Source organism: Veronia pacifica (assembly GCF_001707825.1).
In the GTDB taxonomy this organism is placed as follows: Bacteria; Pseudomonadota; Gammaproteobacteria; order Enterobacterales; family Vibrionaceae; genus Veronia; species Veronia pacifica.
In genome coordinates this window covers 1-26,222 of record NZ_LYBM01000045.1, presented here as the reverse complement: position 1 = coordinate 26,222, position 26,222 = coordinate 1, and the positions used below count along the sequence as shown (strand labels likewise).

Below are 26,222 nucleotides of genomic sequence, written 5' to 3'. Positions count from 1 at the left end.
CAGAAATCGCGAGGATAAAAAAACGCACCGAGAGGTGCGTTTTTTAATTAACTCATCTTTTCTCTTCATTAGTTTAAAGAGAGGCGAGTCCATGTTGAATTGTGGCGGCCGTCCTTGAAGCGCTGAATGATATTCGGCGTTTCCGGATTCCAGCGCCATTTTACGTCGTGCATTTGGCCTTCATCGTCAAAATCATACATGTCATTCAGCTCTTCATAGCGACACGTATGGCCTTCAGCCTTTAAGCACGGCAAATCTTCAGGAAAGTCTTCCCATCTACTAAACAAGCTATCGTTCCTGTAAGCGCCGTCAGCCTTGAATGTGAATTGGCCTGATTCGTCTTTATGGTCAGGGAAATTTATAAACCAGGTTGTATTCAGGAATGAAACGTCTTGGCCACTAAGTTCCTTGAGTTTATCGAGAGCACTTGGCTCATCATAGGTGAAGGGCAATTCTAGCTCGAGTATTTTGTCATTAGCACTCTGAATAAAGATGTTCTTACCATCGTTACTCCAGAATGAAAATGACTCATGTTCACACCTGTCATATGAATCACATGTAGATCCATAAACCTGATATGCAGCTTTACCACTGGCTGTTTGATATCGCAGGAATGTAGAGCTTTCCTCTTTTTTCTCACCAAAGGTCAACGTCTTTGATTCTGGGTCAAATGTACCCTCGCGTCCCCAGAATTGACCGTCTTCCTGAGAAATGTAAAGGACATTGAAACCATGAATAAAGTAAAGGCCAGAACTATCAACGTTTAAGTCGTGGCCAGCCTGAATTGCCATGTGGCGGTCGACGAATGTATTGATGATAAACTCTTCATTATTAGCAGAATCTTTAGCCGTGAAACGAATTGTTAGGGGTGCACCAGGATTCACGTCTAACCTGTTTTCAACATAAGGGAAGAGCTTTACTGCACAACCCTGTTCCTCAGTGTCAGTGATATAGGTTTCTGCGATATCGCTGGAGTGTACGTAATTTCCATTGTTGCTAAAGATGATGAATTCGGGGCTACTCTCTGAGAATATGTAACTATTACCCTTATCCGTTTCCTCGCTCACCTCTTCGAAACCAAGCGAAGAGCAACTTTGACCGCCAATGTTAACGCTGACGTTAAGAATGGCAGGCCTACCCTCATTCGAGTATAAATCGATCTTAGACTCAGAAAATACCTTGGCCGCTTCACCGTTTATCCAAAGTGTTGCGTTATTGAAGTTCCAGTAACTATTGGCTGATTTAATACCCTTATAATATGTTGAGACATAATGTGTCGTGTCGGTCTCAACGGACAAGCTGCCACTTGAAGCTCGTGTCACGGCTGATGCCGTTTCTTCTTCGGCGACAACGATATGTGGTGTGTTGGTTTCATCTGATAGGTCTTTATTCAACAAGCCAGAAAGGGTACTCGAGCCCATCTCAGTACTTAGACGAATACTGCCATTTTGTGTGTTAACTGACCATGTCCCAAAAGGATTGACAACATCTGACTCTTTTGCACATGTTTGACCTTCCTTGAAAAAGACGTTACCGCTATTGCTGTTGTCGCCCGGAACAAATTTAAAGGCGACGCAAGTGGCAGTGAGTGTGTTGTCCTGTTGATTGCCGTAAGAAGTCCACCGATACCAAACTTTATTCGCGCCAACCAGCGTATCTCGGAGTGTAGTGTCAAAATCAAGAACTTTTACATCGGGCAGCGAAAAGACGGATTCAGCCCTCAGCTGCTGGCTATCTGTGGCTGTAATGGTGAGCTTTATGTCTGTTGCTGGTGTGCTCGGCGTGCCTGAAAGCGTTAGCTGATTGCCATTGATCTCTGCGTTGACACCTTGCAGGCTCAAACTGACTTGAAGCGTTAACGTATCGCCATCTTTGTCGCTAAACAAATCATTGAGGTCAAGGGTTGTGGTTTGAAGTTGTTCGCCTTTAACCAGTTCTAAACCATCTAATTGTTGTTGAATTTCTGCCTGTTTGCTAGCAACAACGTCTGGGGTGTGATTGTAGCTTTTGACGGTTAATGACAGGGTTTTCAATGCACGTATTGTTAACGGACGATCTTCCGCATCGGCGACTGGGTTGCCTTCTGCGTCAATATCATCGCTTATAAGCTGAATCTGGTAATTCTGTGGGCTTACCGCTTTGGTATTGTCATTGCGTGAAATGTTTAGAACGTTGTCTGAGATCTCAACGATTAAGTTTGCTGTTTTTAGCTCGTCAATATTGGCAATGCTAACGGTGTTTTTGTGTCCGTTTTCTTCTGCGTCTTGGTCGCTAACCAGAGGTAGGAACTCAGAAATATCGAGTGCTTTGTCTTGCCAATACTCCTTGTCGCCATAGAGGTCATTAACTGAAGCAACCTTGTATGCCAAACCGTCGAGGTGCTCTGGATTGAACGTGGCAACCCGATTCTCAACGATATCGTCGGTCTTTTCATCAGTAACAGGAACAAAAGGCTTGTTGGTTTCGTCCTCAAGCTCCTCGTCCGTCATACCTTTAGTGTGCTCTACTGTTTTCTCGACAATATCATCAATGTGTTTATCGAAAGCATCCTCGGAGCTGGCATTAGCTTTGGTTTCAGTCAGGATCTGTGCTGTCTTGTGAAGTTTTTTGGCAACGTCAGCCTGCGCAGTGTCACCTTTTTCCTTGGCTTTAATGTAGTCACTGTAAAGCGTCTCTTTACTTAGCTCAGAATTTGAAAGTCCGGAGAGTGACTCGATGACAACCTTCTCTGCCTCTTTTTGTGTCAGACCTGTTTCCATTTGGGCTGATACCAAATCGGTGATAGGACTAATAATTTCTGCCCCGGATGGCGCTCGTAGGGTCACGGCTTTCATTGCCTGACCGGGAAGGTCCATATCTTCTGTGAAGACATCAGTATCGTCATAAACCGATTGAAAGGTGGTTACCAAGCGAGGATGGGTGGCGAGACGGTTTTCATCTTCCAAAGAAACTTCCGCGTCAATTCTACCTGCTTTATCCGTCAGCAGTAGTTCACCATTTCGGTCTTTGATAACCTCATTTTCGGTACACTTACCGTCATCATTGTCATCGGCGCATAAAAGGGCGTTATATAAATAGCCATCGAGAGCGGTGATAATGGCACCGCCTACTTGGACTTTATCTTTATCCGTCGTTCCGATGCTCTCTGATGAACTGTCACCACCACATGCGGTCAAGGTGAGTGCAGAAGAAATTGCAACAGCAAGAGCTGCGCGTTTGGCTAAAACCATCTGTATGTTTTCCAAGCAAAGTTTATATAAAAAGAGGTGTTGATTATCATCATGGGTAAATTTAATAAAAGGAAAAATGGTCAATAAACAATAAAAACCAGACTAAATCCTCATATTATTTTATTACCACTTGATTAAATTAATTATCTTTTATTTTTATTTATAATCAAATGTAAAGTTATGATTGATTATTTTTTGAGCGGGCGCTTGATTGAAATTTATACTTATAATTTTTTTAAGTTTTTATTTTATATTGCAAGTGATAAACACCAATTAGTTGTTAGTTTTATGTTGTAAGTTTGTTTTTTTGCGAGGTGGTTTTATTTTCATAATATCAAGGCTGATTCTTAAACGTTTGTTGATAGTAGAATAAATAAAATTAAAATATAAAAATCTATTTCAGTGGATACGTTTAATAAAAATTAAACGTACATCGCTTTTTTAGATTAATAAAAATAAATATTTATAAATTATTCATCATAAACATGTATTTAGGAATTAAAATGAAAAAACAGCAGTTGGCTGTGGCACTCTCTCTCGCTTTTGCTTCAGCACCAAGTATTGCTTTAGATGGCTCCGATGCACGGTCTATCGCTATGGGGGGAACAGGTGTTGCCTCCGCAAATCATTTAACGGCTGCATTTTATAACCCGGCTCAAATGACCAAGTTTGACCAATCGGATGACTTTGGCCTTCTTTTACCTGCTTTAAACGTGTCTTTGCATGGAACAAAAGATATTTACACGGATGTCGAGCATTTCATCGATGCAGACAAGCAGCTTGGAAAAGATTTCACAACAGGCTTTGATGCGACAGAAGCGCAGAGGGAAAACTGGATCGACGCACTAAAAAAACTGGATGATGCGGCTGTAGAAGCAAATCTGGGTTTGGGCTTCGCGATTACTGTTCCAAATAACACTTTATCAGTAAATCTTTTCAGTAAAACAGCGACAGCAACCAAACTGAGTCTCCACATCGATGAGAGCGATCTTGATATCACTAACAAACGAGATGGCGATACTATGGCGTCGACGGCTAACCTTCGTGCGGGCATGGTGACAGAGGTAGGGCTGGCGATGGCGCGTAATGTCACGTTGCCTTATTTGGATGAAAAAATATCGCTCGGCATCTCACCTAAGATTCAGAAAGTTGTCTCTTACAATCTTTATGACCGAATTGTAGAGCTTGGTAGCGACGAATTTAAGCTCCCTTCTGATTACAACGAGACGACAGTGTTTAACACAGACATTGGCGTCAGTTATCGCCCTTACGAGTCACTGACAGTTGGCTTATCAGGCGTTAACTTGATCAGTCAACAGGTTGCCTCACCAAACATAAACGGCCATGTCTCGACATTTATGGTTGAGCCTGAATTCACCGTTGCAGCAGCATATGACAATGGTTGGTTCATGGCTGCTCTTGATGTAGATCTCAATGAATCCAAACAGTTCGATAATACGCAAGGAACGCAATACGCACGTCTTGGCATGGAGCTGGATGCGTTCAACTGGGCACAGCTACGTGTCGGTTACAGCGCCGGAATGACTGAGAAATCTACAAATCAGGTTACTGCTGGCTTTGGTTTGTCTCCATTTGGTAGCCTTGCACTGGATTTGGCTGCGAAATATGGCTCAGAAACAGATATGGGTGTTGCGCTTGAGTTCAGCCTGAATATCTAAACCACAGGCTATAGATCTAAAAAATAGCAGGAGGTAACGTTTGTTATCTCCTGCTTAAAGTATAAAAAACACACTGTCAGAGGCATGACCAATGTCAGTTGTGAAATAACACGTTTGGTAATCCATTTTGTATAAAAATAAAGCAATTCTCTCCCTCCTCTTATTACTATCATTTAACCCTGCACACGCAGAAGAAGACAGTAACAATGGCGGTTACTCTTATTTCCGCTTTGGCTTTGAAGACGTCACTTATAAAGAAAACACTCGAGAGGTTAAATCAAGCGCAAGAGCGTTAAGCCCGGTACTTAACTCTGGTGGCTTAAATGTTATCAACGACTCTTTTGATTTTTCTATAGACTCATTAGCGACTTTTTCACCGGGTAAGACTGATGAAACCTGGTATTGGAATGGCAGTAAACTTCGAGAAAATAAATATCAGTACGTCCGGGCTGCTACGAATATTTTGTTACATTATAAAATGACACCAGAATGGCGACTGGCCATTGGTCCTTCTTTTAGTTACCAAACTTATAAACGCTTTGGCCAAGAAAGAAATGATGCGAAGAATGAAGATTATCACGACTTCTATCAGGGAACATTTGAAGAGACGTCGACCGATATCTTTATCGATGCTGGGTTTATTTATGATACGGGCAGCCTGAATAACGAGAGTCCATGGCAATACCAATTCCGGGCTCTAGTCGGTGCGCCTATTTGGAGTTACACAACAAATACTGCCGAGCATCTGGGGGATCTTAAATTTGATGAGTCCGGTTATCGTGCGAACCTGGAAACGGGTATAGCTTACCGGGTACTCAAAGGGGTAAGCCTTGGTGTGTTTGCTTCAGCAGGTTACGAAAAGCGCCTCAGCAGCAATGCCGAAATCATCAAGGTTGATGGAAAACGATACAGAGCAGTCATACCAGAGGCTGATACACTCAGTTACTCAGCAGGTTTGCAGTTGCTTTGGAAACTTTGACATTTAACTTACTGTAATAAAGTGAAAAAACGCACTTAAAAAGTGCGTTTTTTGTTGGTTGTTTTTTATTCGTTGAGTTGGATCGCACTTAATTTAAATCGACATATTTTTGTTTTCAGGAATGGCGACAATTAACAAGAACTTTACTTTTGCGGATAAACATAATGAAAAAAACACATATAGCTTTAGCGGTATCGCTGGGGATTTTTTCCTTGCCTTCCTCAGCATTGGTAGGGGGTGATGCCCGCTCAGCAGGTATGGGGGGAACTGGTGTTGCTTCTGCCAATTACTTGACTGCACCTTTCTACAATCCAGCACTGATGGCTCAGTCAAACGACAGTAATGATTTTGGTTTGTTGTTGCCTTCGGTATCTGCGGGTGTAAAAGGTACAGAAAACCTTCAAGATAAAATCGATGACTTTCAGGGTGCCAATAAGGCGCTTGAAAACCTGAATCTCAATAACCCTGATCCAGAAGTCACAAAACGCGTTGTTGAAAATTGGAAAACGTCTCTGAAGGCACTGGATAATAGCGGTTTGGATGCTGGTGTGGGTGTTGGATTTGCTGTTGCTGTTCCAAATAGTCTGATTGCAGTGAATGTTTTCAGTAAAACAGACGTGGATTCAATGCTACGCCTCAACATTGATGGGAAACAACTTGACCAACCTCTGCCCGATGCGGACAAAGATGAGTCAAGGGCTGTCGTAGCGGCGATGATGGTGACGGATGTGGGTGTTAGCCTTGCGAGGAATATCGACGTCCCTTATATCAACCAGACCATTTCTTTTGGTTTTTCGCCAAAAATTCAAAAAATCAGCGCTTACCAACTCAATGAAAGACTGGCCTCATTCGACAATGGCAATTTTGAGTTGCCAACTCAGACCACTGATACGACGGCATTCAACCTTGACCTTGGGGTTAGCTATCAGCCAGTGCCAGAAGTTACCGCCGCTTTTTCTGCCACCAATCTGATTGCGCAGGAGCTGGAATCTCCAAAGAGTAACGGTCAGACGACGGTCGTACAGATCGAACCGCGTTTAGCCGCAGGCGTTGCTTATGATAACGGCTGGTTTCTTGGCGCTGTTGACGTTGACTTGACCGAGCAGAATTCTTTTAAAACCGAAGCTGATGGCAAGCAATATGCGCGTCTGGGTGCAGAGTTAAACGCTTGGGGCTGGGCGCAAGTCCGCGCTGGATATGCGATCAGCATGACAGATGGATATGAAGATCTGGCCAGTATTGGCCTCGGCTTTTCTCCCTTTGGCACGCTTGGTTTCGACTTGGCAGCACAGGTTGCTGACCAGAATGAAATTGGTGTAGCCGCTGAATTCTCTCTGACGTTCTGATCCCAATAAACGCCAAACAGCGAACTTTTCCACCTATCACGTTGTTTGGCTTTTTTGCCCTCTTATACATTGAAGTCGATACAACATTGCTCAAATCTACCAACGCTGATAGATGAAAAGTGATATTGAATCAGACTATTTGTCCCAAAAATGATAAATCGAGACCTTTAGCCACAGTTAGAAAGAGTGACGATGATTAATTTTTGTACCTGACTGAGAATAGCAGCACGTTAAGTCTCAGGATAAAGTCATATGTACAAAAAAAGAATCACTTCTGCCGTAATGCTCATGACGTTATCGTCGTCTGCGGCTGCGTTATCAGGCACTGATGCCCGCTCCATTGCGATGGGAGGAACAGGTGTCGCTTCATCATCGTATTTGACTGCTCCGTTTTATAACCCGGCTCAGCTGACCAAATTTTACCAGTCAGATAATTTTGGTGCTCTCCTACCGTCAGTGTCTATTGGCATCAGTGATAAGGATGACCTCTACGGCAGGATCTCTGATTTTCAGGATGCGGACAGTGCAAGTCGTGCCGATCCGCTGAACATTAACAAGGGTCTTGCAAGAATCTCAGCGCTTGAAAATATCGGAACCCGCGACGTTAATGTTGATGCCGAGTTAGGTTTTGCTGTCACATTCCCCAATCAGTTTCTGTCCTTAAATCTTTTCTCACATACACAAGCCGTCTCCCGCGTTGAAGCGTCTGTATCAGCGCAGGACCTCAATCCAGTCAATATTGGTCAGCCAATGACATCTTATGTTCATGGTGCCTCAGCGGCGACGTTTGAGATAGGACTGGCAATGGCAAAGGCTTTTTCTTTGCCTTATCGCGGGAATGTTCTGTCCCTTGGCATTTCGCCAAAAGTGCAGAAGCTGGCGGTTCACAATGTCAAAGAAACGGTGGACAGTTTTGATAATGACAAATACCGCGTGCCGGGAAATTACGTTACGGCCTCCGTGTTCAACGCGGACGTGGGGATGAGCTATAAGCCCTCGCAGGAAGTGACCGTCGGACTCTCAGCACGTAACGTCATCGCTCAAGAGCTGAAAAGTGAAGTATCCAGTGGCTCGCAGATCACCTATCTCATCGAGCCTTCATACACCCTTGGTGTGGCGTATGATAATCGTTGGTTGTTGCTGGCAGCTGATTTAGAACTGAATGAAACTCGCCACTTTGAGGAGTTTGCGGCAAATAATCGCTATCTCAAGCTGGGCGCAGAAATCGATGCGTGGAATTGGGCGCAGTTTCGGGTCGGATATAGTGTCAGTACCAAAGAAAAAGAGCCAAATCTGGCGTCAGCAGGAATTGGTTTTACTCCCTTTGGTAAGATGGGTGTTGATATCGGCGTGCAATATCGGGGAGAGAGAGATCTTGCCGCTTCAGCGCAGTTTGTGATGACCTTCTAACAGATAACGACGGAATAAAAAAACGCGGCTGATATGCCGCGTTTTAGCCTTATCACACCTTTTACAGTGCTCAATAACTAACAGTTAGACGACCTTGGTCGGCCAGCCTAAGTCTGATTGCCGCTGTGCTTCCAGCATCAGCTCCGCTGCCATGAGTGGGTTATCGGTTAGCCATTTGGCACCCACTGAGAGCGTCAGGCTTTCTCCTTCGGCATTGAGGGAAAAGGTAGGCACAGCCCCTTTTTCCCTGCGGTGACAGAGAATAACGGCCAACCTGAGTAAGCGAAGCAGATGATTCGCACTGCTGGCTGACACAGCATTTTGGCTTCCCACTGGCGACAACGTATCTCGATATCGCTTGACCAACTCACAGACCAACTGCTTCTGGGCGTTAGTGAAGCCTGGCAGGTCTATGTTACCCAGCAAGTATGCGGCATGCTCGCCGTCTCGCTTAAAGCTGAGCACCAGACCCATTTCGTGGACCAGTGCAGCACTTCTCAATAATTCCGTACCGACAGGTTCACTGACCAGCGCACCGGAAGCCTTTAATAGACTCTGTGCCACTTCGGCGACTGACTCTGCGTGAGCGTTATCAAGAGAAAAACGGGTATGGATGCTGCTGATAGTCCGGCTACGAATATCCTGCTGACGCATGGAATCCATCATGTCGTACACCATACCTTCACGAAGCGCGCCACCCGCCAGCGTCATGGCAGAAATCTCTAGTGCTTCAAAGATAGCAATCAGAATCGACAGACCGCTCGGAAATACCAGTGCCCGTTCCAGTGTCAGTCCCTCGATATCAAGCTCTTCTAGCTGGCCGCAACCGATCGCCTGTTTACGAAGGCGGTGCAGTTTCTCGAGGGTGATCACTTCATCCATCCCCTGTGCAACCATGATCTCCTGAAGAGCCTGAACCGTGCCACTGGCACCGACGCAGACTTCCCAACCCAGTGCTTTGTACTTTGGAAGGATAGGGGCGAGTACTGATTTGGCACCCGAAATCGCCTGCTCAAAGCTGTTTTTGCTCAGGGCTCGATCTTTAAAGTGGTTTTCAAGCCAGGTGACACAGCCCATATGTAAGCTGGTCAGTGCTGCGGCATCGAAGCCCTCTCCAATAATCAGCTCGGTGCTGGCTCCGCCGATATCGACAACAAGGCGCTTACCGGAACCGCCAGAGGTATGCGCTACGCCCTGATAAATCGTGCGTGCTTCCTCTTCACCACTTATCACCTCAATGTCATGTCCGAGAATACCATTCGCCTGATCGATAAAAACGCGGGCATTCTTCGCACTGCGCAAGGCTGCGGTGGCGACAATGCGAATTCTAGCGGGATCAATGTCTTGCAAGCGTTCAGCAAACAGTGACAGACAATCCCAGCCACGCTGCATGGCTTCGTCGCTAAGGTTTAATTGACTGTCCAGCCCAGCAGCTAAACGCACTTTTCGTTTTATTTTGGCCAGTATTTGTACACTGCCAGCGACCTCACACACGATCAGCATGTGAAAGCTGTTCGAACCGAGATCAATGGCGGCGTACAGGGGCGACCGCGAGTTTTCCATGTGCTGTGTTACCCCTGTGAGCGTCAAGCTTTGTTGGCAGGTGCGCGACGGCGACCACGGCCACGCGACTGACCAGACTGGCGATTTGATGAGCCGGTATTACGACGACTGTTCATCTGTCTTGGCTTTTGCAGCTTAACAGGTGGCGGTAGGTCACTCAGCAGTGCTGTTGAGTCGTAATCTGAGACCGGAATAGCGTGGTCAATGTATGTCTCAATTGAAGGAAGATTGATGGCATATTCTTCACAAGCAAAGCTGATGGAGTGTCCGCTTGCACCAGCACGGCCAGTCCGGCCAATACGGTGAACATAATCTTCTGAGTCGTCAGGGAGATCATAGTTGAAGACGTGCGTAACCTGAGGAATGTGCAGACCACGGGCAGCAACATCCGTCGCAACCAGAATATCGACGTTACCCTTGGTAAATTCTTCTAAGATCTTAACCCGCTTTTTCTGCGGTACATCACCGGTTAGCAGGCCAACTCGGTGTCCGTCTGCAGCCAGATGGCCCCAGATATCCTCACAGCGGTATTTAGTGTTAGCGAAAATGATTGCCCGTTCAGGCCAGTCTTCTTCAATCAGTGTCTGCAATAGACGCATTTTTTCGCTGTTCGACGGATAGAAGAGCTCTTCCTGAATTCGGTGACCTGTTTTTTGCTCCGGTTCAACCACAACATGCTCGGGGTTCGTCATGTGCTCAAAAGCAAGTTCTTGTACCCGATAAGAAAGTGTTGCGGAAAACAACATGTTAAGACGTTCAGCGGGTGCTGGCATCCGTCGGAACAGGAAACGAATGTCTTTAATGAAACCTAGGTCAAACATTCGGTCGGCTTCATCAAGCACAACAACCTGAATAGACTTGAAGTCGATTACACGTTGTTTGTAGAAATCAATAATGCGGCCAGTCGTACCAATCAAGATATCGACGCCATCTTCGAGGGTTTTTTGTTGTTTCTCGTACCCCTCGCCGCCATACGCAAGACCGGCTTTTATCGATGTGCTTGCCAAAAGGGGCGCAGCATCGTTGTAAATCTGTATTGCCAGTTCACGGGTCGGTGCCATGATAATTGCACGCGGATGATTCTTGCGTCGCTCTGCTGGCGCCTCAGTCGTCAGTAAGTGATTGAAGGTTGCAGTCAGGAATGCCAGCGTCTTTCCCGTGCCAGTCTGTGCCTGTCCTGCAATGTCTCGGCCGGTGAGCAGGACCGGCAATGCCTGGGCTTGGATAGGGGTACAATGATAGAACCCTTTTTGCTCCAATCCCGTCAAAACATCGGTATGAATACCGAGTTCGGCAAATTTCTGCTCTGTGATATGAGTCATTTTCATTTACATAGAATATCAGCTTAGACTTGCAATACGATAGTGAATCCATTCAAATAGTGCGATGATTTGCTGGTTGGTTATTAACCAGCAACAAAAATTATCATTGGAGTTGAAGATGAGCGACAAGATTTTGCAGCTGAGCGATGACAGTTTTGATGCGGATGTGATCAAAGCTGCTGGCCCTGTACTGGTAGATTTTTGGGCGGAATGGTGTGGCCCTTGTAAAATGATTGCACCGATTCTGGACGAAATCGCCGACGAGTACGAAGGCAAAGTGACCATCGGTAAGCTGAACATCGACCAGAATGCAGGAACGCCGCCGAAATATGGTATCCGTGGCATTCCAACGCTGCTGCTGTTCAAGGACGGTGCTGTAGCGGCGACAAAGGTTGGTGCCTTGTCAAAAACTCAGCTGAAAGAATTCCTGGACGCAAACCTGTAAATGTGATGATGAGCCGTGTACATCAAAGTATGCGGCTTAATTTTTCTCCGTTTCCTAGACAGTCAGAGAATCTGGTGCTAATTTATTGCACGTAGATTGTTCATATATCCACTTCTGACCAGCTCACTGGCTTCTATCAACTAACCCAGACCTCAACTTTGACAAACAAGAATCTCACCACTATGAATCTTACCGAACTGAAGAATCAGGCAGTTTCTACCCTGGTTGCCCTAGGCGAAAGTATGGGCCTCGAAAACCTGGCCCGCCTGAGAAAACAAGATATTATTTTCGCTATCCTTAAACAGCACGCAAAAGGTGGCGAAGATATATTCGGCAACGGTGTCCTTGAAATTCTTCAGGATGGTTTTGGTTTCCTGCGTAGTGCAGACAGCTCATACCTGGCAGGCCCTGATGATATTTACGTTTCACCAAGCCAAATAAGACGTTTTAACCTACGCACCGGTGATACGATTTCAGGAAAAATTCGTCCGCCGAAAGACGGTGAACGTTATTTCGCCCTGCTGAAAGTCAACGAAGTCAATCACGACAAGCCTGACAACGCCCGCAACAAGATCCTGTTTGAAAACCTTACTCCCCTACATGCCAATGAGCGCATGGTGATGGAGCGTGGTAACGGTTCTACTGAAGATATTACTGCGCGTGTGCTTGATTTGGCGTCGCCAATTGGTAAAGGTCAGCGCGGCCTTATCGTTGCACCGCCAAAAGCGGGTAAAACCATGCTGCTGCAGAACATTGCACAGAGCATTGCTCATAATCACCCTGAGTGTGAGCTGATGGTACTGCTGATTGATGAGCGTCCGGAAGAAGTGACCGAGATGCAGCGTTTGGTCAAAGGTGAGGTAGTTGCCTCTACGTTTGACGAGCCAGCAAGCCGTCACGTTCAGGTTGCTGAGATGGTGATTGAAAAAGCCAAGCGTCTGGTTGAACACAAAAAAGATGTGGTGATTTTGCTCGACTCCATTACCCGTCTGGCGCGTGCATACAACACAGTCGTACCAAGCTCAGGTAAGGTACTAACGGGTGGTGTTGATGCCAATGCTCTTCACCGTCCTAAGCGATTCTTTGGTGCTGCGCGTAATGTTGAAGAGGGCGGTAGCCTGACCATTATCGCGACCGCGCTGGTAGATACTGGTTCTAAAATGGACGAAGTCATTTACGAAGAATTCAAAGGTACAGGTAATATGGAACTGCACCTGTCTCGTAAGATTGCAGAGAAGCGCGTCTTCCCAGCTATCGACTTTATCCGCTCTGGTACGCGTCGTGAAGAGCTGCTCACTAAGGGTGAAGAGCTTCAGAGAATGTGGATCCTGCGTAAAATCGTTCATCCAATGGGTGAGATTGAAGGTATGGAATTCCTCATCGACAAACTGGCGATGTCCAAGACCAATGATGACTTCTTTGAAGCAATGCGTCGCCAGAAGTCGTGAGTTGATGTCAGATCTGCGGATTTGATTCAAGTCTGAAAAGGTTACAAAAAGCACTGCTATCGGCGGTGCTTTTTCATGTTCGGAGCGATAACTTATCCGGGCTTAAAGGAAATAAATATCAGGATGAAACGTGTTATCACCCTTCTTTTGTGTTTGATTTGCCTGCTATGTAAACCGTTGCATGCAAATACGCTCAGTATTGATGATGTGCGGGTTGAGCTTGCCAGCGATCGCTATCTTTATGCCGTAGAAGAAGCTGTTTTTCTTTTTGATGATAACCAGTTTAACAAGTTGGATGCGCTTTTATCCGGCTTACCATTACTTCCCCGCGAGGCTGTCTACGATGTTCTTTGTCGACGTGCCGCTGATTTGTCTTCGATGAGTCCTGATAGAGAAGTGTTTCTGGTCAAGCTCAGCCACCTGCAGCCCATTTATCTGGTGAAAGAACACGTTGAAGATTATTGGGTGACCAAACCCGCCTTCAATTATGCCGGCAATGCTCGATGGGTGCTGAATCGCTGGAAAATAAAGCGACTCTCAAGTGAAGCATCCACACTACTTGATTACGACAAATTGGTCTTGTCAGAGTGGCTCAAATTCAGTGATCGAGACTACATTCTGCGTCGTGGAGCGGTAAAGGAGCTGATTGCTGACGCAGACGCTGACACCTTGTCTGCCATAAAAGCGGTATACCTTGCCGATGAGGGCATGAAATGGTCGCCAGACAATGCCGTTCTGGCTGCGCTGGCTGCCAAGCTCGATGATGAAAAGCTGTATCGCGAGCTGTGGAGTCGAAAATCAGATAACTATAGTCTCGATGCATTAGAAAAACTCGATAGACAGCCAGCCTCGTCCCTGGACGCAAGCTCTTTGATCGCCGCTACGGATAATCCCTTGTTAAAAAGGCCGGCTCAACGCATTCTGGCGGGTTTAAATCCAATGCCTGAAAATGCGCGTAAATATTTCGTCCATCAATTAAAGAGACGTTGGAAAGGCGAAGATATCGCCAAATTGATTGCAGAAGAGGGCAATCGGTCATTACTGAAGGAAATGATGGCTGACGGTAACCGTGTCCTACAGGAAAATGTGAGCCGCGCCCTGAAATTTTCACGGTAAGCTGTGATTTAGGTCTACTGCCAGTCACAGGAGAACACTGCCATTCATGTTTGTTGCCGCTATAATCGGCACATCTTGGGAAACCAGAACAGCTTATGAAATTTTCCGATTTACGCGATTTTATCGCCCATCTTGAGTCCATTGGTGAGCTCAAGCGCATTACTCATCCGGTTGATCCTGATCAGGAAATGACAGAGATTTGCGACCGTGTTTTACGAGCTGGCGGCCCGGCACTGCTTTTTGAGAATCCAGTGGGCTACGACACGCCCGTTCTTGCCAATCTGTTCGGTACCCCGAGACGGGTAGCTATCGGAATGGGACGTAAAGAAGTGATTGAACTTCGCGAAGTGGGTGAATTGATGGCTTATCTCAAAGAGCCAGAGCCCCCACAAGGTTTTCGCGATGCACTGGATAAATTACCCGTGTTCAAACAGGTGCTCAATATGCCAGTCAAGCGGCTGCGCAAGGCAGCTTGTCAGGATATTGTGTGGAAAGGCGATGACGTTGACCTTGATAAAATTCCGGTCATGAGCTGTTGGCCGGGCGACGTCGCACCCTTGTTGACCTGGGGACTGACGATCACTAAAGGCCCATCGAAAAAGCGCCAGAATATCGGTATCTACCGACAGCAGAAAATTGGCAAAAACAAAGTGATCATGCGCTGGCTTGCCCATCGTGGCGGCGCGCTTGATTTACGTGACTGGATGGAAACCCATCCCGGAGAGCCTTTCCCGTTAACTGTCGCTTACGGTGCTGATCCGGCAACGATACTCGGTGCCGTCACGCCAGTACCAGATACCCTGTCCGAATATGCATTTGCTGGCCTGCTGCGTGGCAGCAAGACGGAAGTGGTCAAAAGTCTTAGCAATGGCCTCGATGTTCCCGCCAGTGCCGAGATAGTGATGGAAGGCTACATCGATCCCAACGAATATGCTGATGAAGGCCCCTATGGTGACCATACTGGTTACTACAACGAGGTTGAAAAACACCACGTCTTTACCGTAACCCATATCAGTATGCGCAAACAGCCGATTTATCACAGCACGTACACGGGCCGTCCACCGGATGAGCCTGCAGTGTTGGGGGTGGCATTGAATGAGGTCTTTGTGCCTATTCTCAGAAAGCAGTTTCCTGAGATTGTTGATTTCTACCTGCCGCCAGAGGGCTGCTCATACCGCATGGCCGTGGTGACAATCAAAAAACAATATCCGGGCCATTCAAAACGGATCATGATGGGGGTGTGGTCTTTCCTTCGCCAGTTCATGTATACCAAATATGTGGTTATCTGTGATGACGACGTGAATGCGCGTGACTGGAACAGTGTCGTGCAGGCGATGACCTCCCAGATGGATCCGGTACGCGACACCCTGATGATTGAGCACACACCGATAGACTCCCTCGACTTTGCGTCACCGGTGGTGGGGCTTGGCTCCAAAATGGGGCTCGATGCTACGAAGAAATGGGATGCTGAGCTCGTCGGATACGGTGCAGATAGCGCCCGCACTGCCGCAGAAGATGAGGTTGAGCAGCGTATTGAAGCACTGAAGTCTGCACATCCTGAGTTGCAGGACATTTACCTACCAGACGCCCATGCACACGGTATGGTAATGGCATCAATCAATAAACAGGCGGCGGGCGATGGCCCTCGTATCATCAATGCAATCCTTGCAACACTCGGCGAGATTATCGATGTGAAGTTTGTGATGGTGTTTGATAACGATGACGTTAACATTCGTGACTGGAACGACGTGATATGGGCGATCACGACCAGAATGGATCCAGCCCGGGATACCATGATGATACCTGCCTCCGTGGCGGCCTCAGCAGACTCTGACTCCACAGCGGGCAGAGCCGGGTCTAAAATGGGGTTAGATGCCACGAACAAATGGCAAGGTGAGGTAGAACGCGAATGGGGTTCGCCGATTACGAAAGATACAGAAATTGTCTCCCGTGTTGATGCAATGTGGGATGCTTTAGGGATTTAATTATGTTTTCGGTACATCTGGTTTCTCGTGATGAGCACTTTTATATGTCTGACGATCAGACTATTTTGAGTGCGGCGCTGGAGGCTGGTGTCCGTTTTCCTAACCGCTGTCAGATTGGCGCGTGCGCGACGTGTCTGTGTCAGTTGATTGAGGGGCAGGTACATTACCGACTCGATCCGGTTATGACCACAGAAGAGAAAGCGCAAGGCTGGGTGTTTGCCTGTCAGGCATACCCAAGTTCTGATCTTGTGCTGCAGTTAGATTAGAGGAAAAGAATGCCAATCCATTGTGAAGTGATGTCAGTGACTGCACTGACCACCAATACATACCGTATTTTGTTGAAGCCTGAACAGGCGGTGACATACAAAGCAGGTCAATATCTACTTGCCGTTATGGGTGAGAAAGATAAACGCCCATTTTCTATCGCCAGCAGCCCATGTCGTCAGAATGGCCATGAGCTGGAGTTACACATAGGTGCCGCGGAAGAAAACCCGTATGCGCTTGAAGTTGTTAATGCGGCCAAAGAAGCCCTGGAGAAAGGGGATGCTTCCTTTGTTATTGAAGGGCCAGAGGGCGATGCGTGGTTACGTGAAGATCGCCAGCGTCCGCTGTTGTTGATTGCCGGGGGAACCGGTTTCTCATACGTCCGCAGCATGCTGGATCACTGCCTGAGCCAGAAAATCAACGTCCCTATCTTCCTATACTGGGGTGGGCGTGGTCAGGAACAGCTTTATGCAAATGAAGAGCTTGAAGCACTGGCACTGAAACACAGCAATGTGACGTACGTACCCGTCGTACAAGATAACAATGACAGCTGGCAAGGACGTACAGGCACTGTTCTTGATGCCGTGATGGCAGATTTTGTTTCACTGTCGACGTACGATATTTATATTGCCGGTCGTTTTGAAATGGCGGGTGCTGCCCGTGAGATGTTCACCAGTGAGCGCGGAGCATCCCGCACCAGCATGTTTGCTGATGCCTACGCGTTCCTGTAAGTAACTGCTTGATAAGTACAGTGAGCATTGCCCTTTACAGGGCGATGCTTTTTTATGCCTAAAAACTTGGGTGCTGACTGATTTCTATGGATTTTTAGCTTCGCTTTCAAGGCTTTATTTAATCGCGGTCACATGTCTGTAAAATAGTTTTTTATTCTTAATTTAGGTTAAATATTGAATTTAGTGTCTTTTTGTTTTTTATCAAAAAAAACAGTCTTGTTCGTTTTTTGACCTTAAATTGTCTTGTTTGATGGCGTAATTACGTCAATGTTATGCCAAACCACTCTCAATATCTTATTTTGCAAAACGAGTAATGTTTTGAATATGCCACTGGTAGCCAAAAGGCATGCTAGTGACAGGCGCTAGGGCCAATTCGTACCGACCATCCCTTCTTGCTTTCAGTGAGCACTAGTCTTAATTATCCAAAGGCACCAGTAACATATCGACTGGCGTGTTGTTGATCAGGTGATTGACTGAGGACAGCAGCGTGCTCCAGAAATCCTGATGATGACCAAAAATTACAAGATCTATCTCGCAATCAGTGATCGTATCAATAATTTCTTTTGCCATATCTCCACCGCCAACAAGACTGTGAGTGATGGTGACGCCCTCCCTCTGGGCCAGCTGAACAAGCTGGTGGCGTGCTTCTTCCATAATTCGATGATGGGCTTCAGCCACACTGATATCGCTGAGTCCAGAATAGAGTCCAACATAACTGGCATCGATATGAATGAGAGAAATTTTTGCATTGAGAGCATGGGCGAGAGCGGCACCCTTTGAAAGGAGGAGTGCACTGTCTTCAGATAGGTCAACGGCTACTAAAATATGTGAATAGGGCATAGCAGACTCCAAAAGTGTCTCAGTATTAGGCTAGCACCGTCTCGATGACAAGAATACAACGTGGATCGTATCACTTAGCCATCGTAATTCATGAGTGATTCGTAGTAAAAGTTGAAAAGTGGAGGCAGGCCGGAGAAAATATCTCGACTTACTTAAAACGAGGAATATTTGAATGCTTGCCGAAACCATGATTGCTCAGCTCAATGAGCAGATTAACTTGGAGTTTTTCTCATCAAATCTATACTTACAGATGAGTGCTTGGTGTGAAGACAAAGGTTTCGAGGGCGCAGCGGCATTCTTACGCACTCACGCGCAGGAAGAAATGGAGCACATGCAAAAGCTGTTCACTTATGTCAGCGAAACGGGTGCTCTGCCGATTCTGGGTTCCATCGATGCCCCTCAACACGAGTTTGAATCTCTGGGTGAAGTGTTCCGCGAAACGTATAAGCACGAGCAGCTAATCACTTCAAAAATCAACGAACTAGCGCATGTTGCGTTCACTACGCAGGATTACTCGACGTTCAACTTCCTGCAATGGTACGTCGCTGAACAACATGAAGAAGAAAAATTGTTTAAAGGTGTTCTTGATAAAATTGAACTTGTAGGGGAAGACGGTAAAGCACTGTTCTTTATCGATAAAGATTTGGCGGAAATGGCCAAGCAAGCATCTACCTCTGTGATGGATACGCCAGTCGCGTAACGACACAACTGCATTCTGCGTCTTCGCGATGGCTCCTGAGGTAACCGGGAGGAGAAACTATGAGCGGAGACGCAATTATAATAGCTATTTTTAGTGTTTTGTTAGTGAACATCATTCGTTATGTCAGCTCACTTCGAGTGCTTTTAACAATGATGCGTGAAGCAAATCCCTTGCTGTATCAGCAAGTGGCCAGGGGCAGTAACTTTTTCTCGCCTCAGGGTGATATAAGCAGGCAAAAACGCCTCTATCACTACATACGGAGCCAAGAATATCTCCACCACCATGATGGGGCATTTATTGCCAAGTGTAATAAAGTCCGCCATCTTTTTGTTCTCATGCTTTGCTTAAGCGTCGCTCTTGTTGTTACCCTCTTTTTTGTCGCATTCTCGGGCTTGTGAATCTTCTTTCATCGTAAGAAAACACTGACCATCGTCGGTGTTTTTTTTGTTACCCTGCAAAATTAGTAATTGCCGATTTTATGGATAGAGGATTGTTATGGAGCAGTTTCTTGCCCGTTTGCATGGTTTGATGGTGGAGTACAATCTGGTTTGGCTGGAGACTTGCATTTACTTACTGCTTTTCTCGTCACTGGCCTGGCTGATTTGGCGGGTTGTACTGGGAAGGCTCACAGCAATTGCAGAAAAAACCCGTACCCAGTGGGACGACATTCTGGTCTACGCGATAAGTAGCCCGGTCAGTGTCGTCATTTGGTTGTGGCCCGCGACCTATGCAGTGGCCGATGTGGTTGCAGCAATGACAGAACAGGATGTCAGCTGGATGGCACAGGTGCGGGAATTTGCCGCTCTCGCGGTTTTTGTCTGGTTTACCCTTCGCTTGATCGGACGGGGTGAAGAGGAGCTGCTTACTTCAGACAAGCGTGATAAAACCACAGTAGCAGCCATTGCCAACCTGATCCGCATGGTGATCATGGTCTTCGCCGTTCTGTCTGTGCTGCAGGAGCTTGGTGTCAGTCTCACGGGACTGCTAACTTTCGGTGGTGTGGGTGGTTTGATTGTTGGTCTGGCAGCAAAAGACCTTCTGTCGAACTTCTTTGGCGGCATGATGATTTACTTTGACCGCCCATTTAAGGTGGGAGACTGGATACGTTCACCGGACAGAAACATCGAAGGCACGGTAGAAAAAATTGGCTTAAGAGTGACAGTGATCAGAACCTTCGACAAGCGTCCACTGTACGTCCCTAATTCTGTCTTCAGTAATATCGTGGTAGAAAATCCATCCAGAATGTCTAACCGTCGTATAAAGGAAACCATCTGCCTTCGGTATCAGGATTCAGCCAAGATCAATCAAATCATTATTGATGTTCGTGCCATGCTCTGCACGCATCCTGAAATTGACACTCGCCAGACCCTGATTGTGAACGTAGACCATTTCGGTGACTCCTCCATCAACTTCTTCATTTATACCTTTACCAAAACGGTAAACTGGATTCATTTTCATGATGTTAAGCAGGATATCATGCTCAAGATTGTCAATATCGTTCATGGCCATGATGCTGATTTTGCCTTTCCGACCCGCTCGTTATTGGTCGAGCATGCTGGTCTCAATGCCGTAGCTGATTCAGCAAATGCCGCCCCATCCAACCCTTCTATGCCATGATTAACACTGGCTCATTCAGCCAAGGGCGGCTACAATGCCGCCCGTTTTGTAGTCAAGGGTATACAGAGAAATGAAGCAAGTTGACGTTGTCGTCATTGGTGCAGGTGCTGCAGGTTTAATGTGTGCTGCGCAGGCCGGGAAGCGGGGTCGTTCGGTTCTGGTTGTCGATCACGGTAAAAAGCCGGGTCGAAAAATCCTGATCTCCGGGGGTGGCCGCTGCAACTTCACCAACTATGATGTTACCGCTGCTAACTTTGTCTGCCAGAACCCTCATTTCGCTAAATCCGCACTGGCCCAATATACCCATTGGGACTTCATATCGCTGGTGGCTGAACACGGTATCGATTTCGAAGAGCGGGATCATGGCCAGCTATTTTGCCTGGATTCAGCAAAAGACATTGTGAGCCTGCTGCTAAAAGAATGCGACCAGCCAACGATTGAGCAACGCTATCGCTGCGACGTTCATGATATAGAGAAAACTGAAACGGGTTTTGTTCTGACGCTGGATACCGAGACAGTGAGCTGCCAGTCGCTTGTTGTGGCTACAGGTGGCCTGTCTATGCCCAAGCTTGGTGCGACGCCGTTTGGCTACCAGATTGCCGAGCAGTTTGGTTTGAAACGTGTTCCTACCAGAGCCGGTCTGGTGCCTTTTACGCTGCACAACAATGATAAAGAAGCCTTTGCGGACTTGTCCGGTATTGCTGTGCCTGTGACCATAGAGTCAGAAGATGGTACCCGCTTTAAAGAAAACTTGTTGTTCACCCACCGAGGTCTGTCTGGCCCTGTTGTGTTACAAATCAGCTCATACTGGACGCCGGGACAAAGAGTCACCGTCGATTTACTGCCAGATAACCCCCTTTTTGACACGCTGGCTGCGATGGCAGATAAACATCCGGGACAGAGCCTAAAAAACAGCCTGAGCCGTTTGTTACCCAAGCGCTTTATCGAAGCACTGATTGAGCGTGGTGATATTACAGACAAGCCGCTGAAGCAGTTCAACCAAAAAGAGCTGCAAGCATTGTCAGACTACTTCCACAACTGGACGATTGCCCCCAATGGCACAGAGGGTTACCGCACTGCAGAGGTAACTTTGGGTGGCGTCGATACCGACGAGCTGTCATCCAAAACAATGGAAACCAAATCCGTCCCCGGTCTCTATTTCGTAGGTGAAGTGATGGATGTATCCGGTTGGCTGGGAGGCTACAACTTCCAGTGGGCATGGAGCTCAGGTTGGGTGGCTGGACAGAACGTCTAGGTGTGTAGCGACAATAAAGTTTGCCCGTAAGCAATAAAGTTTGCCCGTAAGAACATATTCAGACAATAAAGTTTGCCCTTAGTGACTCAATGTTACTACGCTAAACCTAGGTATACTTAAATGGACTAAGCATGGGGCGCGGGCGAAAACTAGAATGCGATAGAGATTTTGAGCGAGCTTTAAAGAATAAATATGGCGTGGGTCAAGGTTCAGAATACAAGCCTTGGCTTAGGATCCAAGATGTAAAGTCAAAAGGTAAGCGCTCACTAATTTTTGGTCGAAAAGTTCATAGAGAGCATCACATGATGTCTTCTATTGAGAGTGAACATTTCAATCTTGCAGAGTTCTCAAATAGTGTCGTTGACATTAGAGAGCAATTCCCGCTTTTCCCCCTAAATCTTACGCAAAAAATTGCCAAAATCATTGGTGTAGAACACCCAAAGCATATCAAAACAAAAGAACCAATCATCATGACAACAGACCAGTTGCTCACGATACAATCCCCCCAAGGCATTTCATACCATGCAGTATCTGTTAAGCCAGAAGACGATTCTGATGTAATACGAACATTGGAAAAACAAGATATAGAGCGTGTGTATTGGGAGCTACAAGGAGTGAAATTTCACTTTTTTACTGGAAATGAATTAACGAAAGTCCAGAGCAACAATCTTGATTGGGCTACCTCTCCGTTTCGAAAAAACTCTATTGGTTTTTTAAGCGAGCAGACCGATTTAGCTCTATCCACGATAGATACTGGGCAATGTCTCGTTGAGAATATCTGCAATAGACTGATTTCCCTTAATGCGGCATCTCATGATGAAGCGTTATTGTTAGTCCGCTTTCTGATAACCAATAGACTTATTGAAGTAGATCTATCGACGAACATCCCCGAATCAGGACTAATAAGGGTTAAATCTGTCGCTGAGAGAACTGGGGGAGCCATTTATGGAGTTTCCTAGGAATAGTGTCTGGGATATCAAAGGCGCAGATACGATTGGAGATGGGCAATATCGTCTTTTGGAAATCATGCAAGAAGTGGAATCCTTAGTGTTGTGCTCACTATCAAGTGCCTCCACAACAGTAAGGCCAATCGCTATATCCATAGAAACCTTTGCTTTATTGGCTTCAAGCAAAAAAGCTACACGAGCAATTTATCAGTTGCCAGCTCATTTATTGGTTGATGAAGAGCTTATCCCTGAAGAACATATTAAGCGTCGAGATAAAAACTTCTCATTGATTAAGGACATCGTGTCAGATCGACGGTTTGTTTTTGAATACTCCACTATGAAGCGTTCGCCGCTGTTGGCGGAATATGCAAGACAGATTGGTGTAGATCGAAAGTCATTGGCTCGACTACTCACCCAATTTTGGCTGAACGGTCAAGATAGGATGGCTTTGTTGCCTGCATTTCCGAATAGCGGTGCTTCAGGGAAGACTAGAACACCAGGGAGCAAACCTCTTGGTGCTCCAAAACAACCGAGAACAATCGCCTTTGAGAGAGCGAAGAAATATATCGTTAAGGATCAAGATAAGAAATACTTCAAGGCTGCTCTAAACAAGTACCACTTGAAAGAAGGGGGGCACACGTTATCAAAAACTTACGAATATCTTCTTAAGGATAGTTACGCGAAAGAGTGCAAAATGGCTGATGCATGTGGGCGGCCTCCTCACGTTCCATCGTTAAAGCAGTTTAGCTATTGGCGAACAAAACTATTTAGTTCAGAACAAATAATCAAAGGGCGAACTTCAGAGAACGATTATCTGAGAAACAAAAGGTCCGTACTGGGGTGTGTAACTGATCATACCCACCTACCTGGCGCCCATTTTGAAATTGATGCAACAGTTGCCGACGTACATATTGTTTCTGAGCTTAGTGCTCAGTATGTGTTGGGTCGACCAACGATTTATATCGTTGTCGATAGAGCAAGTAGAATGATTGTGGGCATGCATGTCTCGCTGTACCACGCGTCTTGGCGTTCAGCCAGGCAGGCTCTGACAAACTGTTTCTTGGCTAAGTCTGCATATTGTGCGGACTTTGGTATTCAAATTGATGACTCAGAGTGGCCCTGTGTGCACATACCTCGGGAGCTAGTCTGTGACAATGGTGAAATGATAGGCGCCCAGTCTCAAAAAGTTTTGACACCTATGACGAAACTATCTTTTACACCGCCATATCGGCCGGATTGCAAAGGTGTTGTAGAGAAGCGATTTGATATTCTGAATGATGAAGTCATTCATGAATTGCTTGGTTCAACGAGGGGGAGGCAGGTAATTCGGGGTAGCCGAGATCCGAGACAAGACTCGATTTACACACTCAAAGAGGTGACGGCAGAAATCATAAATGCAGTGCTGGAGCACAATCGTTCAATTTTTGACGACCTGGCTTTTGCAAGCCCTCTGCTCGTTGAGCATGATTTATCACCGACCCCAATTAACTATTGGAAAGTACACCTCTTAAAGCACAGGCATGAGCTTCAATCAGCGAACCGCGATGAAGTTATTGCTCGCTTATTACCCTCTGCAGAAGTCAGCATGACAAGAAGTGGGATCTACTTTAATGGCATGTATTACACATGTTCTGATTTAGAAGAACTAAATTTGGCATCTGTTGCAAGATCCTTAGGTCGGTGGCGACTAGAGGCGCGTATTGACGAAAATACAACCAATTACATCTATGTTCGGTTGGAGAAAAATAGGGGATTTATTCGATGTGATTTATTACCTCGAAGTAGGATGCTAGGCGATAAATCGATGTTTGAGTCAGACTTCCTTCAGGATTGGCTCGACACCAAGAAAGAGCTGAACCCAATATCTTCTGCGTCTATCGATAATCACAAAAATAGACAGGAAATAACTCGTCAAGCCAAACGAAGAAGTAAGAATGCTGAAAAAACCTCGTTGAAGGATAAAACAAGTAATGTTCGGCAGCGCCGCAAAGAAGAGCTAGCGGCAACCACAAATATGCTTGAATCAAACATTGACTCACCTTCTATTCCAGAAATCACGTCCGCCAATACAGATGACAAAGTTATCCCTCTGCCAAGAGGGAGAAAGAGAAGAAAAGGAAAAGGTGAGTCATGAGAGTCGAAAATGCGGTTTACCATGATGCTATTTTACCAGAGCACAAGGGAAACCCTCTGATCGAGGCTCTACCTCCAAAATTACCATGGCATGAAGTCATGCAGGAGTTTTGTAATTATCCCGATTATTCGGAGGAGATAGCTGCACATCCCGACCCATTATTTCGTGACGAATATCTTAATCGTATTGATGAGCTTCGCCAGCCTCTTACCGACTATGAGAGGTGCTTCAGAGCTGTCGAGAGAGCAATAAAAAAAGGGTATTCAGCAAAAAACCCTTTTAGCCCAACGACAGCTCAATTCTTACATTACCCGGTTGATGAAAGGCCCGACATAGAGCCAAGAACAGGATTTTTCCAACCTAGGGGAGATGGTCTAACGCTTGTTGGTGATAGTGGTGTCGGAAAAACGTCGATGATTGAGCAGGTCATGGGTTATTTCCCAAGCCTCATTCAACATAGTGTTTATCGGGGAAAAAGATTAGACCTGAGAAAACAGGTTGTATGGATAAAAGTAGATTGCCCCAGTAATTCAAGCGTTAGAGACTTGTGTGAGGAGATACTCTCAACACTGGACATAACTCTGGGTGAGGACAAAACTAAACCAGCAGGGACAATTGGAGCACTAATCCGTCAATTAGAGCAATGTATGAAGTCTAGTTTCCTCGGAATGCTTGTGATTGATGAAATGCAGAACCTTAAATTTAAGCGCACTGGCGGCGAAAATAATTTACTGAAATTTTTACACCGTTTAGTCAATAAGCTGGGTGTTCCAGTTTTTTTTATCGCAAATCCTCCATTTGACCAATCTCTGATTAAAGAACTAAAAGCAGCTCGAAGAGCTGAGAGTGGTTATCACTATACGATGTCTATATTGGTTAGGGAGAGCGTCTCTTGGAATGCGTTTATTGAGCAGTTATGGAACTATCAATGGACAAATGTTTATACAGAGCTCACTGAAGAACTTAATGATACTCTTCACATGCTTTCCGTCGGGAACATTGATATGGCTAGCCGCACATATCGAGAAGCCCAGCGACTACTAATTGGCTCTCATGACGAGCGCATTACTTCTTCGGCACTACAGGCTGGATATGAGAGTGCGTGTGGTCTTTCCAGACAAACAGAAGAAATAAAAGAGCTCAAGGTTGCTTCGATAACTTTACCTCAAGGTAAGAAAAGAAACACTCCAAAGAACAATGCTACCCTGACC

Annotated in this window: 21 protein-coding genes; 17 read left to right on the top strand and 4 right to left on the bottom strand. The window is 46.1% G+C overall.

Features of this window, described 5'->3' with window-relative positions; all coding sequences use genetic code 11:
• Positions 1 to 68 precede the first annotated feature (68 nt).
• A complete protein-coding gene (locus tag A8L45_RS18920; RefSeq protein WP_068904922.1) occupies positions 69 to 3,230 on the bottom strand; it encodes a hypothetical protein in 3,162 nt (1,053 codons plus the stop codon).
• A gap of 503 nt (positions 3,231 to 3,733) precedes the next feature.
• Here A8L45_RS18920 and traF (A8L45_RS18915) point away from each other — a divergent pair.
• From traF (A8L45_RS18915) to traF (A8L45_RS18900), 4 genes are all read left to right on the top strand, one after another.
• Positions 3,734 to 4,909 (top strand): conjugal transfer protein TraF, encoded by a 1,176-nt coding sequence (gene traF / locus A8L45_RS18915; protein ID WP_068904921.1) that lies wholly within the window; start codon positions 3,734 to 3,736, stop codon positions 4,907 to 4,909.
• A gap of 127 nt (positions 4,910 to 5,036) precedes the next feature.
• Complete coding sequence (locus A8L45_RS18910; RefSeq protein WP_068904920.1) at positions 5,037 to 5,888, top strand: hypothetical protein; 852 nt, start codon at positions 5,037 to 5,039, stop codon at positions 5,886 to 5,888.
• Positions 5,889 to 6,052: 164 nt separating this feature from the next.
• Positions 6,053 to 7,234, top strand: a complete 1,182-nt coding sequence (gene traF / locus A8L45_RS18905) for a conjugal transfer protein TraF (RefSeq protein ID WP_068904919.1) — start codon at positions 6,053 to 6,055, stop codon at positions 7,232 to 7,234.
• Between the two features lie 252 nt (positions 7,235 to 7,486).
• The gene (traF, locus tag A8L45_RS18900; protein WP_068904918.1) at positions 7,487 to 8,644 is read left to right on the top strand and encodes a conjugal transfer protein TraF; all 1,158 of its coding nucleotides are present in this window, start codon (positions 7,487 to 7,489) and stop codon (positions 8,642 to 8,644) included.
• Positions 8,645 to 8,728: 84 nt separating this feature from the next.
• On the opposite strand, the gene gppA is transcribed toward traF (A8L45_RS18900), so the two are convergent.
• Together gppA and rhlB are read right to left on the bottom strand one after the other, a co-directional pair.
• Positions 8,729 to 10,207, bottom strand: a complete 1,479-nt coding sequence (gene gppA / locus A8L45_RS18895) for a guanosine-5'-triphosphate,3'-diphosphate diphosphatase (RefSeq protein WP_068904917.1) — start codon at positions 10,205 to 10,207, stop codon at positions 8,729 to 8,731.
• A gap of 23 nt (positions 10,208 to 10,230) precedes the next feature.
• Positions 10,231 to 11,535 (bottom strand): ATP-dependent RNA helicase RhlB, encoded by a 1,305-nt coding sequence (gene rhlB, locus A8L45_RS18890; RefSeq protein ID WP_139122419.1) that lies wholly within the window; start codon positions 11,533 to 11,535, stop codon positions 10,231 to 10,233.
• Positions 11,536 to 11,647: 112 nt separating this feature from the next.
• Between rhlB and trxA the strand changes: the two genes are divergently transcribed.
• From trxA to fre, 6 genes are all read left to right on the top strand, one after another.
• Complete coding sequence (gene trxA / locus A8L45_RS18885; RefSeq protein ID WP_068904915.1) at positions 11,648 to 11,974, top strand: thioredoxin TrxA; 327 nt, start codon at positions 11,648 to 11,650, stop codon at positions 11,972 to 11,974.
• 182 nt (positions 11,975 to 12,156) lie between these two features.
• The gene (gene rho / locus A8L45_RS18880; RefSeq protein ID WP_068904914.1) at positions 12,157 to 13,422 is read left to right on the top strand and encodes a transcription termination factor Rho; all 1,266 of its coding nucleotides are present in this window, start codon (positions 12,157 to 12,159) and stop codon (positions 13,420 to 13,422) included.
• A gap of 123 nt (positions 13,423 to 13,545) precedes the next feature.
• Positions 13,546 to 14,538 (top strand): hypothetical protein, encoded by a 993-nt coding sequence (locus A8L45_RS18875; RefSeq protein WP_068904913.1) that lies wholly within the window; start codon positions 13,546 to 13,548, stop codon positions 14,536 to 14,538.
• A gap of 95 nt (positions 14,539 to 14,633) precedes the next feature.
• A complete protein-coding gene (gene ubiD / locus A8L45_RS18870) occupies positions 14,634 to 16,523 on the top strand; it encodes a 4-hydroxy-3-polyprenylbenzoate decarboxylase (protein WP_068904912.1) in 1,890 nt (629 codons plus the stop codon).
• Between the two features lie 2 nt (positions 16,524 to 16,525).
• Positions 16,526 to 16,789: a 2Fe-2S iron-sulfur cluster-binding protein gene (locus tag A8L45_RS18865; RefSeq protein WP_068904911.1), complete on the top strand. Its 264-nt coding sequence runs from the start codon at positions 16,526 to 16,528 to the stop codon at positions 16,787 to 16,789.
• Between the two features lie 9 nt (positions 16,790 to 16,798).
• Complete coding sequence (gene fre, locus A8L45_RS18860) at positions 16,799 to 17,518, top strand: NAD(P)H-flavin reductase (RefSeq protein ID WP_068904910.1); 720 nt, start codon at positions 16,799 to 16,801, stop codon at positions 17,516 to 17,518.
• Positions 17,519 to 17,932: 414 nt separating this feature from the next.
• Here fre and A8L45_RS18855 read toward each other — a convergent pair whose 3' ends face one another.
• Entirely contained in the window at positions 17,933 to 18,358 is a 426-nt protein-coding gene (locus tag A8L45_RS18855; protein WP_068904909.1) for a universal stress protein, read from the bottom strand.
• Between the two features lie 172 nt (positions 18,359 to 18,530).
• Here A8L45_RS18855 and ftnA point away from each other — a divergent pair, with 172 nt between their 5' ends.
• The 7 genes from ftnA to A8L45_RS18820 all read left to right on the top strand — a co-directional run.
• Positions 18,531 to 19,058: a non-heme ferritin gene (ftnA, locus tag A8L45_RS18850; RefSeq protein WP_068904908.1), complete on the top strand. Its 528-nt coding sequence runs from the start codon at positions 18,531 to 18,533 to the stop codon at positions 19,056 to 19,058.
• A 59-nt stretch (positions 19,059 to 19,117) separates the two neighbouring features.
• Positions 19,118 to 19,456, top strand: a complete 339-nt coding sequence (locus tag A8L45_RS18845) for a universal stress protein UspB (protein ID WP_068904907.1) — start codon at positions 19,118 to 19,120, stop codon at positions 19,454 to 19,456.
• 97 nt (positions 19,457 to 19,553) lie between these two features.
• Positions 19,554 to 20,675, top strand: a complete 1,122-nt coding sequence (locus A8L45_RS18840) for a mechanosensitive ion channel family protein (protein WP_068904906.1) — start codon at positions 19,554 to 19,556, stop codon at positions 20,673 to 20,675.
• Positions 20,676 to 20,745: 70 nt separating this feature from the next.
• Entirely contained in the window at positions 20,746 to 21,930 is a 1,185-nt protein-coding gene (locus A8L45_RS18835) for a BaiN/RdsA family NAD(P)/FAD-dependent oxidoreductase (RefSeq protein ID WP_068904905.1), read from the top strand.
• A gap of 131 nt (positions 21,931 to 22,061) precedes the next feature.
• On the top strand, positions 22,062 to 22,889 hold the full coding sequence (locus A8L45_RS18830) for a TnsA endonuclease N-terminal domain-containing protein (RefSeq protein ID WP_068904904.1): 828 nt from the start codon (positions 22,062 to 22,064) through the stop codon (positions 22,887 to 22,889).
• Complete coding sequence (locus tag A8L45_RS18825) at positions 22,876 to 25,011, top strand: TnsB C-terminal domain-containing protein (protein ID WP_068904903.1); 2,136 nt, start codon at positions 22,876 to 22,878, stop codon at positions 25,009 to 25,011. The genes A8L45_RS18830 and A8L45_RS18825 overlap by 14 nt, the downstream gene beginning before the upstream one ends.
• A partial coding sequence (locus A8L45_RS18820) for an ATP-binding protein (protein ID WP_068904902.1) occupies positions 25,008 to 26,222 on the top strand: 1,215 nt, incomplete at its 3' end. The genes A8L45_RS18825 and A8L45_RS18820, both read left to right, overlap by 4 nt.